At 51.8% G+C, this 14,635-nt stretch carries 9 protein-coding genes; 5 read left to right on the forward strand and 4 right to left on the reverse strand.

Features of this window, described 5'->3' with window-relative positions:
- Positions 1–69: 69 nt before the first annotated feature.
- Positions 70–3,357: an arabinosyltransferase domain-containing protein gene (locus NXT01_RS07275; protein WP_310472105.1), complete on the forward strand. Its 3,288-nt coding sequence runs from the start codon at positions 70–72 to the stop codon at positions 3,355–3,357.
- A 64-nt stretch (positions 3,358–3,421) separates the two neighbouring features.
- Here NXT01_RS07275 and NXT01_RS07280 read toward each other — a convergent pair whose 3' ends face one another.
- Together NXT01_RS07280 and NXT01_RS07285 are read right to left on the reverse strand one after the other, a co-directional pair.
- Positions 3,422–4,384 (reverse strand): PrsW family intramembrane metalloprotease, encoded by a 963-nt coding sequence (locus NXT01_RS07280; protein ID WP_259079216.1) that lies wholly within the window; start codon positions 4,382–4,384, stop codon positions 3,422–3,424.
- Positions 4,381–4,938, reverse strand: a complete 558-nt coding sequence (locus NXT01_RS07285; protein ID WP_259079219.1) for a hypothetical protein — start codon at positions 4,936–4,938, stop codon at positions 4,381–4,383. The genes NXT01_RS07280 and NXT01_RS07285 overlap by 4 nt, the downstream gene beginning before the upstream one ends.
- 90 nt (positions 4,939–5,028) lie before the next feature.
- On the opposite strand from NXT01_RS07285, the gene NXT01_RS07290 reads away from it, so the two are divergent.
- The 4 genes from NXT01_RS07290 to NXT01_RS09435 all read left to right on the forward strand — a co-directional run bounded on the left by NXT01_RS07290 (position 5,029) and on the right by NXT01_RS09435 (position 11,328).
- A complete protein-coding gene (locus NXT01_RS07290) occupies positions 5,029–6,969 on the forward strand; it encodes a M13 family metallopeptidase (protein ID WP_259079221.1) in 1,941 nt (646 codons plus the stop codon).
- Positions 6,970–7,354: 385 nt separating this feature from the next.
- Positions 7,355–8,254 carry an alpha/beta hydrolase gene (locus NXT01_RS07295; protein WP_259079223.1) on the forward strand — a complete coding sequence of 300 codons (900 nt, stop codon included), beginning with the start codon at positions 7,355–7,357 and terminating at the stop codon, positions 8,252–8,254.
- A 569-nt stretch (positions 8,255–8,823) separates the two neighbouring features.
- Entirely contained in the window at positions 8,824–9,696 is an 873-nt protein-coding gene (locus NXT01_RS07300; protein WP_259079229.1) for a GIY-YIG nuclease family protein, read from the forward strand.
- 1,104 nt (positions 9,697–10,800) lie between these two features.
- Positions 10,801–11,328: a hypothetical protein gene (locus NXT01_RS09435; protein ID WP_396124768.1), complete on the forward strand. Its 528-nt coding sequence runs from the start codon at positions 10,801–10,803 to the stop codon at positions 11,326–11,328.
- Positions 11,329–12,099: 771 nt separating this feature from the next.
- On the opposite strand, the gene NXT01_RS07305 is transcribed toward NXT01_RS09435, so the two are convergent.
- On the reverse strand, positions 12,100–13,002 hold the full coding sequence (locus NXT01_RS07305) for a CAP domain-containing protein (RefSeq protein WP_259079231.1): 903 nt from the start codon (positions 13,000–13,002) through the stop codon (positions 12,100–12,102).
- Positions 13,003–13,801: 799 nt separating this feature from the next.
- A complete protein-coding gene (locus NXT01_RS07310; protein ID WP_259079233.1) occupies positions 13,802–14,611 on the reverse strand; it encodes a VOC family protein in 810 nt (269 codons plus the stop codon).
- Between the last annotated feature and the right edge of the window lie 24 nt (positions 14,612–14,635).

The following is a 14,635-nucleotide window of genomic DNA, read 5'->3' on the forward strand; positions in this document are numbered from 1 at the left end:
ATCACATCCAACGGTCTTATGAATTCCTCTTCTCTTGCTACGGATACTCGACCCCCGATCCACGAAGATATGGCACCTGGATCCCTAACCTTGGGCCAGGCTCCTGGATGGCTGAAGAAACTCGCTGCCCTTTCTGGAGTCTTGGGTTTTTTCTTCTTCATTCTGACCCCGTTCATGCCGGTGAATCAGGTGCAGTCCTCCTTCGAGTGGCCCCAGAATCGCTCCCTCAACCAGATCAGCGCCCCGCTGGTTTCCTATGCCCCGCAGCGGCTAGATGCCACCATCCCGCTGCAAGCATTAGAGCAATTGCGTGACGATGAAACCCTCGTCTTCTCCACGCTCCCACCCTCGAGTGAGCAATCCGCCACTCGCGGACTTTTTGTTCGGAGCATAGAAGGCAATATTGAGGTGTCCTCCTTGGGTACCATCCTCCTACAGGTTCCTGCCGCGGAGGTGGCCGAGCTGCCTAAGGATGCGACTCTGCAGATTTCCACCACCGAGGAACTGAGCACAGCCGAGATTCCCGGCACAGATTTATCTGGGCAGAGCGAGGACGAGAAGGATCTGCGCCCGCAAGTTTCTGGTATCTATACCGAGCTCACCGGTGATGCTGACGCACTCATTGATGCCGGTCTTATGGCTCGAGTTGAGATTAATTCCCGCTATACCTCTTCACCGACTGTGCTGAAGTACTCCACGATGATCCTGGGCGCTATCTTCCTCGGTATAGCTCTCTTTAGTCTGTATCGTCTCGATCGCCTGGATCGTTTAGGCCGCCATCGCTACTGGCCTAAGAATTTTCTCAAGCCACGCATCCTCGATGGACTGGTAGGAGCGGTCTTAGGGTACTGGTATGTTTTTGGTGCCAATACATCCGATGATGGCTTTATTCTCACCATGGCCCGGGCTAAGGACGGGGCCGGGTATATGGCCAACTATTACCGGTGGTTCGGGGTTCCAGAATCTCCTTTCGGTGCCCCTTACTATGATTTCCTCACCCTGCTCTCGCAGGTATCGACGGCCTCGATGTGGATGCGGCTGCCTTCTCTGATAGCGGGAATAAGTATCTGGCTGATTCTCTCGCGCGAAATTTTGCCGCGCTTAGGGCCAGCTCTCAAAACTCGCCGGGCCGCACAGTGGACTGCCGCGTTGATGTTCCTAAGCTTCTGGCTTCCCTATAATAACGGTCTACGCCCGGAGCCCATTATTGCCCTGGGTACCTTAGTCACGTGGGTACTCTTCGAGCGTTCAATTGCCCATCAGCGTCTCTTCCCCGCTGCCGTAGGTACCATAGTTGCTGCCTTCACGCTTGCCTGCGGCCCCACGGGGTTGATGGCGGTATCGGTGCTGCTAGTCAGCCTTCCGCAATTATTACGCACCATGAGCATACGACTGAGCTCCTTAGGGACACAGCGTCGTCATGGCTTGAGCTGGATCGTTTTCCTCGGTCCCTTCTTTGCCGCTGGCACGGCCGTTCTCGTGGCGGTTTTCGGCGATCAAACTCTCGCGACAGTGCTGGAATCCATCCATGTGCGTGGCGAGATCGGCCCTTCTTTGAAGTGGTTCCAGGAATGGCAACGCTATGAGGTGCTCTTCCAGCAGACTGTCGATGGCTCTTTCGCTCGTCGATTTGCGGTGCTGTTCGCATTTATTGCGGTAGGCCTCGTTTTTGCCTCTATTTTACGCCACGGCAAGGTACCCGGCTCGGCTCAAGGTCCCTCGCTACGGCTCGTACTGGTTTTTATTGGCACTCTTTTCTTCATGAGCTTCACCCCCACCAAGTGGTCACACCACTTCGGTGTATGGGCCGGCATCGCCCCGGCTCTTGGCGCGCTTGCTGCCGTAGCTCTCAGTGATTTTTCCACCCGGTCGAAATCTGCGCGCACCCTCTTTGTTGGTGGTCTCCTCTTCGTCTATGCATTCTCGCTCTCGACCACAAACGGTTACTGGTATGTGGCCTCCTATGGAGTGCCATGGTGGGATAAATCAATCCAGATCAAGGCTATTGAAGCCTCTTCGGTGATGCTGGCTATCGCCCTGGTTATTTTGCTGATTGGAGCCATCCAGGCAGTACGCCATCAGGCAGGTCTCGATGGGGAACACGGCGATGACGTCGCACCGCAGAAAAAGCGCCTATTCACCCATATCTTCACCGCACCGATCGCTGCTCTGTGCGCACTCACGGTGCTCTTTAGCATGGCCTCGCTGGCTAAAGGCTTCGTCTCGCAATACCCTGCCTACTCAATTGGCTTAGGCAATCTTCGTACCCTCGCCGGCGATCGCTGTGCTCTGGCAAGCGATACCTTGGTTGAGACAGACACGAACGAGTCCTTCCTCAAGCCCATCGGGACGACCTTAGGGCAATCACTAGAATCCGGGCCAAAATTCCAAGGATTCGAACCCAACCGCATACCCTATCTAGGTAGCCGCTCCACAGGGTTCGTCTCAGATGCGGAGACTCTCAATACCAACCAAGGGTTACGCCCAGAAAATGAAGAGGGCGTCAACGATTCAATCATTCGTCTCCCCTTCAACCTCGACTACCGCACAGTTCCAGTGTTGGGATCGTATTCCAATTTTGAGCAACCCTATGCCGAAGCTATTACCAGCTGGTACCAATTGCCTCCCCAACGTGAGGATGCCCCACTATTAGTGGTCAGTGCTGCAGGTAAGATCGCCTATTTTGATCAGGATGGGGTGCGCAAAGACGGTCGCCGCCTGCTTGTAGAATATGGCGCCGAGAATGAACAGGGAGAACTGGAAAAGCTCGGTGAACTCTACCTCAATGACGCAATTATGGTGCCCACGAACCGGTGGCGGAATCTGCGCTTACCTCTCGATGCGCTCCCAACTGAAGCGACCGTCGTGCGCCTGCATGCTATCGATGATTCCCCCGATTACCGGCAATGGATAGCTTTCACCCCACCGCGTATTCCCACCCTGGCTCCTCTCGATCAGGTGATTGGCCACGATCAACCAGGCATGATCGATTGGGCCGTTGGCTTCCAGTTCCCTTGCCAGCGCCCCTTTAACCACTATGCGGGTGTGGCAGAAATTCCAGGCTATCGCATTAGTGCAGATGCCGATGGCAAGATGCAGGGCTCGAATTTCATGGACTACTATGGCGGCGGTGCACTCGGACCTGCGGAGGCGGTCAATGAATCCTATGAGCTGCCCAGCTACGCCAAGGATGACTGGAAGCGCGACTGGGGCAGTGTTGAGATCTATCAGCCGCGGGCAAATTCCGTAGGTGAAATACCCACCCCGGCTATCATCGATCAAGAAATTATTACCCGCTCCGGGTTGTGGAATCCAGGGCACCAAGCTATCGAAAATGGTAGCCGAGGAGATAGCTAAAGAGACTTAGAAAAATAATAAGCCCGCACCCTATCCACGGTGCGGGCTTGACTCTTATAGAGGCTTAATCGCGAGGTTCTTCGGCGGTCAGTCCCACATAAGCGATGGGAGTAACAAAAGGCTTTTCTCCAAATAATCGCGGTTGCTCGCGACTGTGATCGAGGGGAACTAATTCATTGAGTTCACTAAGCGAACTGATGGGAGTTTGAGGCTGATCACGATCTGCCCGAGCGGCTTTGCGGCACTGTAGCCACAGATAGATAAAGAGCGGATAACCAATCAGGCCCACAATGATATAAATACCGATGAGGATCACTTCAGTGGGAATCTGGAGATTCCACGCAAAGTGCAGTACGAAGGCAATAGCAAACCAGGTTGCCCCATATTTCAGGCGCTGCGCGAAGCTAATGCCAATACTCGTCATGGCCAGGCCAATACCGTAGCCAGCGATTCCGGTGAAAAGGATATGGAGGCCTGGACCTGCAATCGAGCGCAGGCCCCACATCATCAACGTGCCCTCAATATCACTATCTGGGTGGATCAGTCCCCCCATCTGCCCATACAGCAGATTCTCAATAGTATCGAAACCTAAGCCAACAATAATTCCGGTAGCGAAACCGTGCCAGGGGCGATTGAGCTGAGTAAAAGCAGCCATTACTAAAATAACGCCCAAAGTCTTAGCTATTTCTTCTGGGTAAGCGCCTCCAAAGGAGGCGGCGACAATATCCCACCCTAATTTACCGGTGACCTCAGAGACCGCGGTACCAACGAATGTGGCTAGCCCAAAACACACGGCCGAACCCCACGCGAATGAGCTAAATACCCACGCAAAACCGGCGTTCGGCGCGAACCCGGAGCGACTGATAAGAAAATAAAAAGCGATGAGGTAGATCGATACCAGCACCAAGCCGAGGCCAATAGATGCCGGTGAGAGCACCGCAGATAGTCCCACCACGCCTGCTACCCCGAGGGCCGCGAGGATTGTGACAATTAATAAGGTAATGCGGAGGGGTTTGGTATATCTCATGCTGCACTCTCCTGGGGATTCTTCGGGGCATTATCTAGTGCGGTGAAAACCTCCGCGATGCGCGGATCGTATTCGTTTCCACCCACCACAACCATGAGGGCATTATTGGAATTATCGCCGGTGCCAAAGTTGAATCCGAGCTCGAAATATGGATTGTCGCCCAGTGTTCGCATGCGCGCGATATTACCGCTAAACTCCACCTCGCTACTAGGACCCAGAGGCTGTATATACCCCCGCATAGCTCGGGTAACGGTTCGGCGCTGGTTGCTACCCGCCTCGACGACCGAGCTATCAATAGTGATGCCATCGCAATCCCACGATCCGGTATAAAGGGTATCGCTGACGATGCGACACACGAGCGGTTCGCCTTCGGCATTGCGCACCGGAACAGTCCAGTTATAGGCCTCGTCGCCTAGAATAACTTCGGATTCGCGGATTTTTTCGGGTACCACGGCTGCGAGCCCTATAGGAAGGAGCAACAGCAGGGCGAAGATGCCAACAATGGCCCACCACTGTTTCGCATTCGTCGGGGGGTTGTACTGAAAACGACTCATGAGTGGTAATTCTAGGGCATTCACTGCCCTTGTGCAGGACCAGAGAACACTGCCGACGCACGATTCCAGACTCAGCATTACACTGGAGTAATGGCTTTAAATATCACTGATCTTTACCGGTTCGTCAACGGCTCGTGGCTCGATACCCACGAGATCCCCAATGATCGTCCCTCTGACGGGACCTTCTATGCTTTACGCGACCAAGCAGAAGCTGATACGCACGCGCTTTTACTGGAGAATCCTGATACGCGAGCTGGCGCGCTCTATGCCTCGTATATGGATACTGATGGCGTTGAACGCGCAGGGATAAGCGCTATTGACGCTGACCTTGCACTCGTGGATATCTCCACTATCGATGAGTTCCTCCACGCTTTGGGCGCGTTGAGCCGGGTGGGTATCTCCCTTCCCTTCGGTGCCTATATTGAAAAAGATTCTGCCCTCGAAAATGCTAGCGCCTACTTGTACCAAGCAGGTTTGGGGCTACCCGATGAGGCCTACTATCACAAGAGCGAACACGCTGAAATTAGATCTCTCTATCAGGCGCATATTGTCAGAATGCTGGGCTTTATCCCGCAGATCTCAGATCCGGAGGAAGCTGCACGCACCATTCTGGAGCTGGAAACTACGCTGGCTCAAGGGCACTGGGATGTGGTGAGCACCCGCGATGCAGTAAAAACCTTCAATCCTGTTAACAGCGAGGATCTCCCCGCCTATCTGCGCACAATCCTAACTGCGGCTGGATTCCCTGAGGGTCGCTATATTGTGATGATGCCTGACTACTTCGACCATCTGGGCACTCTCCTAGATGAATCTCATCTTGAGGCGTGGAAGTTGTGGGCTACTTGGCATATCATCAAAGATCGCGCTGGCCTGCTCACTGCTGAGATCTCGAAGGCCAACTTCGATTTCTACGGCACCACCCTATCGGGCTCCCTTGAGCAACGCGATCGGTGGAAGCGCGCCCTTGGGGTAGCCGAAAGCTTTGTGGGCCAAGACATTGGAAAACTCTTTGTAGCCAAGCATTTCCCCGCCTCCTATAAAGAGGAGATGCTGGAACTGGTTGACTATCTTATTCGCGCCTACCGTCAACGTATTTCCTCACTGCCATGGATGACCCCGGAAACTCGTGAGAAGGCCCTCGAAAAGCTCGGTAAATTCCAAGCTAAGATTGGCTACCCCGATACTTGGCGAGATTATTCGGGCCTCGAATTCTCCTCCGCGGGGGCAGATCTGGTTGCTAACTACCGCCTGGGAAGCGCTTTTGCCCATGATTATGAAATAAATAAGATTGGCAAGCCCGCTAACCGCGAGGAATGGTTTGCTAATCCACAAGTCGTCAACGCCTTCTATAATCCGGTGGTTAACGATATCACCTTCCCCGCGGCTATCTTGCGTCCTCCATTCTTTGATAAAGACGCCGACGCGGCGGAGAAATTCGGGGCCATTGGAGCAGTAATCGGCCACGAAATCGGCCACGGTTTCGACGATCAGGGGTCCCAGTACGATGGGAACGGCAACCTCAACTCGTGGTGGTCTGCCGAGGATCGGGCCGCCTTTGCTCAGCTCACCGGCAATTTGGTGGAGCAATTTAACGGTAAGGTTCCCCACACGCTTATCGACGCCGGAATTGATACCGCTGGTGTCAATGGCGAATTCACCCTCGGAGAAAATATCGGCGACTTAGGTGGATTAGGGATCGCGGTGGTCGCCTACCGCCTCTACTTAGACGATCACGGTATGAGCATCGACGATACCCCTAGCAAGCCTTTTGCAGTGGAGGGAGGATCGCCGGAGCTATACGAGCACAGCTATAACGGTCTGCAGCGCCTTTTCCTCTCCTGGGCGCATGTGTGGCGCACCAAGCAACGCCCTGAGTATCAGGCACAACTTCTCGCTGTGGATCCGCACTCACCAGCGGAATTCCGCTGCAATATCATTGCGGGCAATATAGCTGAATTCTATGAGGCCTTCGATATTCCCACCGATGCGCCGGTCTATATCGCCCCAGAAGATCGCGTCACTATCTGGTAGCAGAGACAAACCAACCCTCGCCGAAAAATGTTGACGGCGAGGGTTTTTGCTTATTCCCAAGGTCCGCTAAAGCTGGTGGGCCTACAACTTAGGGTTATATGGGCAGCGGTTTTTTAAGGTCCCCATGAGGATCTGAGCCGGAATTACCCTCTATCCTTTTAATTTTCAAGGGCTCTCATCTGCACTACTCCGTTTAACAAAGTGCCTTATCTGCGCGGTCGGTGGATGTCGAAAAGACACGATAGTACGTTGCAGTGCAGATGCACCGCATGAGCACCAGGATGGCGCCAATCAGAGTGGCATAGACGATGCATGGTGATTCTGCTTCTCCAATCTCGCGGCTACGCCCTAGCAGTTTAGACACGAGTGTGGTTACCATGATGCCATGACTAATCCATATTCCGACCCCGAACGTGAAGCCTTCCAAGTTGGCGGTATCGACCGCGATATGAGCGAAGAAGAACAGCTCGAGCAGCTCGCCTCCTATATTCATGCTCATTATGAGGCCCCAGAGAAGAACCCGCCGTGGTCCGATAACCCCTCCGATCCACTCCCTGCCGATACTTTCGACGCCATGCTCCCGGACCGTCTCACCCACTCCTCCATGTTGATGTTGGGTGCGGCCGTAAATCACGCTATGCCAGGGGTGGCCTTTATCGACGGCATCACGGTTGAGGATCTACCTGAGCTGAATGCAAAAATCTTTAGGCCTTCTCAACCCAGCGGTGCTTGGGCCATCTCCCTCCACCCTGGTGGTTGGTGGAAAGGCTCTGGGGTTGCGCTCGAGAATGCCTGGCGCCCTGAGGTCGCGGGTCTCGCGGAGCTTTCTGGGGTTACCATTGTTGATCTCGACTATCCCCTCCTACCTGAGTCCGATCTCCCCGCCGTGATCGCTGCCGTCACCCAGGCAGCCGAGTGGATTCGTAGTCAAGGTGCTCCATGGGTGGGCGCTTGGGGTTATTCCTCTGGCGGTGCGCTTGCCGTTCTTTGCGCTGAGCTTTTTGACGCCCTCGCACTCACCTTCCCCCATCTTGAGCTTGATGGACTACCCGAAGATATACGCGGTGGCACTGATTTCCCGGCCCTTGACACACTTCCCACCACTTTCATGCAGATTGCCAGCCACGATTCTATTGCTGGCCATTATCCGTGGTTCGAAGAGGCTTCTGCGGTGCGCACTCAGGTTTATACCTCTGAGCATCGGGTGTCCACGCCTACGGTGGCTAGGCAGCGGGTTCGCGATATCGCTGAGTTTTTCCGCAGCAACTATGCCCACGAGAGCTAATTATTATCTGTGGTCCTCTTTAAAGTGCGGCGAGACGCAAGTCTTATATTCGAGTCCAGAACATAACTACTTTGCTATTAGGCTAACCACTGATCGCGGGCCGAAGCGGCAGCGATAGCCAGTGGTTCTCCACCTCGAATGAGCCCCAAACAGCCAAGGCTGTATGGGCATTTACCAAAACATCCTTAACGGTACCGTCAAATCGAACTGTTAAGGATAAATTTTCGCTTCGTGGCAGTCTCTATCGAGACAATCACAAAGGAATCAGTCGGACCATTCAGCCGTATGATTATCGAGACGTCATACGTCCCTTGGAGGATGGGGAATAAGACCCAAATGAGGGTGCTAAAATAGGTTCGGACGATGCTTTCTACCAAAATTAATTCGTAGATAGCCAATCGCTACCAAACAGTAAAGCCGAAGCGAGGATAGTGCGACGCTGCGCACTGATACGTACCGATTGCAGGTGTAGCATTGCGGCAAGTGGGCTGGAGCAATGATCATAGTCGGGAGACAGAAAAGATATAAGGTGAACCATGGTATTTCCTAGGACCGTACAATTGTTCTTGATGGATGGCTCACCCAACGGTCGGATCAAATGCTCTTTAGATAACTGGGTGGGCAAGGTTTATCTCATCCCCCGTACAGAAATCCATCGTTCTAAAAACCGCTCCGAGCTCAACCAGACGGGCGTCTACCTGCTGTTCGGTAATGACACCGAATCCGGAGAAGAACTTCTCTATGTCGGACAAGCCCGTGAACGCAAGAACGGAAACGGGGTGCTCGCTCGCGTGGCAGAGCACCTTGGCGAGGAGAAACTAGACTATTTCACTCATTCCATCTTGATCATCGACTCGGACAACTCGTTTGGTCCAACCGAGATTTCTTATCTGGAAAATGCTTTTTACCAGCATGCCTTAGTCGCCGATCGAGTTCGTGCGGTCAATAGCAATGATCCCTCCCCCGGTAATGTCACCGAAGAAAAGAAAGCCGCCCTCGATGAGTTCATTGCCAACGCCAAAATCCTTATCGGCTCGCTTGGCTACCGAGTATTCGATGCAGTCGATGATGCAAAGGTCATTGCGCCAGAATCACCAGCGTTGTCTCCCAAAGTAGAGCCTCTACTCTATCTAAAGGCCGCTGGAGCATGTGGTACTGGCCGCCAAACTAACGATGGCTTTGTTATTCTCGCGGGGGCCACTCTGCGAGAGGGACTTACAGAGTCGGCACCAGAATCTGTTAAGAAAAACAGACAGCGCTTCGCAGATCGAGTAAGCGCCGATCACAAGCTGCTGCGAGATACGCTATTCACCTCACCCTCAGCGGCCTCTAGTTTTCTCATTGGGGCATCGACTTCCGGAAAAACTTCCTGGAAGAACAGCGATGGCGTAACTTTGCGTGCACTAGAGCAAGCCGAACTTGGATCTACTAGCTCCTCATAACCGCAAACTGTAACCAAAACATCCCCATCACCCCGAGACTGGTCATAGCGGTTTCTGTTTTGCTAAGTGCGGCAACACTAATTGAAAATTTCGGTACCTTAAAACCGCACGCTTGCATCAATGATATCGCTCTATCATTTGCATTTGATCGCCGAGCTTAGTGAGTAAATTTGAATCATCGAGCGCTCCAGGAAGTACTGTAGAAGATCTTCACATCTCCTAGACGCCGCATCACTCTGGGATCATATTAGGTCGTTCATTAGTATGAACACTTCAACGGGTTCCTTCTACGTCATAGGTACTTAGTACTGGTTTCCCTCCGCGCAAGGTGATTTTGCTTTCTGTTTCTGCATTTGTCTCACTTCTCGACAACCAGCCCAGTGGTATTTCTTCCACTTTAGGTCTAATCACTGGAGACAATTCGAGACATAGAATCACAATGCAAAAGGTTAATCCTAGATCAAAATCAGCAACTCTTAGCAAGTCTATTAAGGTGCGCGGTAGTGCAGAAGATTACCCTTGTACTCTGCAAGAGAATAGCAGCGTATATGCCGCACACAACCATTCTTGAAACTAGGGATCACTTCCACCATCTGATTACCTACAAACAATATTTCAATACCCAACGATCGGATCAGCGTACTTACACAGCACATGGGGCGGGCTTCTGCCCAGCCCGTTTGCTGGGCCCATATCCTCGATAAGGACTATCAGACCGGAAATTTTTGACCACCTCGTGTGGCCGATTAAGGGGATCAAGAAAAGAGCAAGCGGTGTACAGTCAAGGTGAGCACCAACTCTTCGTGTTTAGAGAATCTAAATTTATTACCGATCAGCGGTGAGGAGAAACATCGGTGTCTAGGCCACAGAAGATTCCGTTATGGATGGCCGTATCCGCTATCGTTGTCGCCGTAGCACTCTGCGTCCTTGTTGTATCGCTGCGGTTTATAACAAAAACAGCGATATTCCCAGTAATTCTTTCGCTCATGCAACAGATATGCGATCGTATTCTACGAGCGTAAACGGTATGGATATCAAAGAGGTTCGCGACAGGGCCTTCCAAGACGTCCACCTGACCCCTGACATAAAACCCACAAAGAGGTCATAGTCTGTTACGGCAGCTCTGAAGGCAGCCCTAATCCTAGGAAAGCCCGACGGCTGGCGCAGCTTGGCTACGAAACTCTCGCGGCCTCTACGCTCGGCTTGGTTAATCAACCTGCAATATTAATTAAATTTCCACAGGAGCAGTTCGAAGACCTACTCGCCTATGTGCCGAAAAATACCAGCAATGATGAACCTATCACCGTCCTAGGTACATCGATGGGCGCGGAGTACGCTTTTCATTTCGCGACTGAATATGACGTGATAGATAACGTAGTTCTGATCGCACCATCTGCGTACACATTCTTCGGCCTTAATTTTAAAAACCACGGTTCATCGTGGATAGGAAGGGCGAAGAGATTCTTTTTTGTAAATGTTCAGAAGTCCTCTTTCCTTATCTTTATTACCAGTATGCTCATCCCTTCGGTAACTGAGTCGCCCTCCATTCCTAGAGGTTCTTATAACTGTGCCGTCGAGGTGGATACGTATATTCGATCGCGGCTGAGGATACCCGAGCCAATATCCTTATAATCGCTGGCGAGAAAGACCTTTCATGGGATAGCTATGGCATGGCGAAAGTGATCAGTTGACACAATCCTAGAGCCGAAATTGTTTCCCATTTTGATATGAGCGAAAATGAGCTTAGGCGGGAATAAAACGGCCAATGGAAAGCCTACTGTCATTAGCCGCCAGGTAATAGCTGGTTTTCTAGCTGAGCACAATTGCTAATAGCACCTGCCCCTGATATGGCCTTCTGGTCTCACTCGCTGACAGCAGGCTCAAGAACTAATTCCCATTAGCTGCGAACCGCTGGCAGAGTACCACGCTGAACCCGAACGGTAGTGACGTCACCGTGGAGTTCTATTTTGAATAATTCCAATACGTGCCTGAGCACACACGATTCGGTCTCGTATAATCTCCTAAAACATTGCGTACTGTAGTTGCGATGCTCACTCATGTATTCAGCGAGAACGGTTCCGTAGTTTCAATTTCTTCGTAGCGATAGGTGGACTGCAACTGTTGAAGTTTATGCGGGGCTATCCCTATTTCAATTCAGTTGTATCGTGGCCACATGCGGTTCCTTCTGTGGTCGTTCTCACAGGTAAAAGCTTGTATCAGAAACTTGCCACCGTCAGAATTCAGGGTTGCACTTTTTATGGATGTCTCGAAGAAAGGTATAGAAAAGACGGCGATAGAGGTAGAGCTTAGTTTCCACCGCCGTCTCCGACAAGCCCATTCACAACCAATTAAGGGGAACTTGAATCGTTAATGATACAAACGAGCCTGCATTTTACAGATAGGTTATTCTTTGATTCGGTAGATCACAACATACTGTCTCATGCCATATATGCCATCGAAGCTACTTCTCACGATTGAGACGGCTCCACGAGGTTGCCCGGTTCCCTTGCCCCGCAGAAGATTCCGATTGTGTCCTGGTGAAGCCTTGAACTTTTCTAGGGCTTTCTGGAAGTCTCCATAGAATGTGGCGAGTGTATTCTCCGCGAAGTAGCGATCAGGGCTTACCTTCATTACGAGTTCGGCATACTCAGGATCAAGGCCTGACTCGATATAGGGACTTTCGTGAGCAAACTTAACGTTCTGGTTGATGAGCTTGTTTCCATGAGGCCCCTCAGGTGTAGCGAACCGTCCGAGCTTATCGGCCCAACGATAGCAGTCCTGTTCCATCCTATGGTCCCAAATAACCTCAGGAAGGCCGTTCATCCGACGGTACCTATTCCATTCGTCGAACTGTCGCAACGCCTCCTCTCTAAGTTCAGACTCCTTCATATAGGGGTCATTGGGTTTGTCCCAAGGAGTCGGAGTTGGCGCTGGAGCTGGGTCATGGGTAGGTGCTGGACGTGGGTTTGGTCGTGGCTGCGGTGTCGGCGCCGGTGCCGGAGTATTCCCCTGAGGAATATTGTCACCGATGTCCTTGATGATCTCAGATGAAAGAGCAGCGTTGTCCTTCGATTGGCTCAGGATGGCTGCGAGAAAGGCAGCCAGAACCGATACACCCAGGATTGCCCCGATGATCGAGATAACCTGAGTCTCAGGCCCCTGCCCCTTGGAAACGTTTTGGCCATTAGCAGAGTTATTGGATGGCGCTGCGATTGCCTGGGGGGCTGCTACGACCCCAGAGGTAACAGCTAGAGCCGTCGTTACCGCAACGATACGTCTCTTGACCTTGTTAGTCATGTTCTTCATAGTATTTTCCTTAGTTCCTTTTAGGAGGTTCTCCCATATTCAAGCTTATCTTTCCGGAGAGCCGTTTCGTGTAATCGTCTTTCTCTTACGGATTTCACAAAAGCTGTTAGCCAGTATCGATAGCGAATGCTTAGAAAAATATAACAATGATCACAGAATAGTCCTCTGGCTTTTCAGCACTATCATGCGAAGAAGTTTATGATTCTGCGGGGTTCATGTTGTCAAATGTAGGTTATTCCTATCAAGGGGAGCTTGAGCCCTGACTATCATCGAGTACCATAAGGTTTGATGCGTTACAATTGGCTTCATAGCGATAGGTGAATTGCGGCCCCGACCATTTTTTGGGCTCCCAGCAGGCAATTTACACCCCTCTTTCACACTAGCTAAATCATCCTCCTAAGAATCTTTTAAAATTCAGATTGATAGGCATTATCTCAGGTCAGAGATTTCATATGAGAAGCGCGGTGAAACTGACCGCTACCAGCTAGCATGTCTATATCTACGTAACAATTTAGAGTACCGACGATACGGAATCTTCCCCTGGCCAACGTAGAAGGGCGCTACCTAGTCGGATCTTAGCCAAGCAGATTTGCAGCTCACAGCAAGTGCTAAGACAGACCCATAAGAAAGGCGACTTTAGATTGCTTCGTTACAGGCGGGACCAATCCAAGATCGATCTCAGCTAACTAGCGTCCTTGTCACCCTTGGATATCTGAGTCTTATCTAAATCCCACCAAAGATACCCTCGGGTAGCTGAGGTGCCACCTTCATCGTCCGATAAGTCTAGCCCTCTTCTTCCTTAGAGCCCTGGCAGGTCAAAACCCTCAAGGGGATCTGATTCGCGGCCTTCTTCTACAGGCTCGTCGATATTACACAAGGTGACCAGCGCACCCGTCGGATCTGCAATAATCATCATGCGGCCGAACCCAGAATCGAAGGGTTCTCTCAAGATCTCACCGCCTAATTCCACGACCGTCTCGCGGATAAGATCTACGTCTTTGATCCCGAGGAAGGTTTGCCAGAAACTTGGAATATGGGGTGGGAATTCTTCGCGGGCATTATAGATGCCAGCGAACCCTGAACCGTCGATAAGCGCAGTGGCGTAGCTATGGTCTTCGCTCGTCGCAAGGGCCCACCCAAAGAGCTCCGCATAAAAATCTAGGGCTGCATCGAAGTCTTTGGTGGCTGTTAGTTCGTGCCACACGGGGGTTCCTGGTTCACCGGCAGCGATAAAGGAATCCTCTCCTTCAGGTTCTACCAGCCCAAAGAGTGCCCCGGTTGGATCCACTAGCAATGCTACTGAACCGAGTTTGACGCTGCGGGGACTGGTGAGTACTTGGCCACTTAGTTCCTCAACGTGTGCCACACTTCGGGCGATATCGCCCGCCTGGAAATAGGTGACCCAGGTATCGGGTTGTTGGGACTGTTCAGGGCGTTCAACGAAACCCGCCACTGGGAGGCCTTGAAGGCGGGCAAGGCGATAATCGGAACTGATCTTTTCAATCTCCCAGCCAAAAATTTTTTCATAAAACTGGGTGGATACGTCCATCTGGGAGGTGGTCAGATCGATCCAGTAAGGCATTCCTGGTTCGGATTGAAAAGCAGGCATAATCAGTTGTCCTCGGGTAATTCA

The organism is Corynebacterium sp. ES2775-CONJ (assembly GCF_024814515.1).
Classification (GTDB): domain Bacteria; phylum Actinomycetota; class Actinomycetes; order Mycobacteriales; family Mycobacteriaceae; genus Corynebacterium.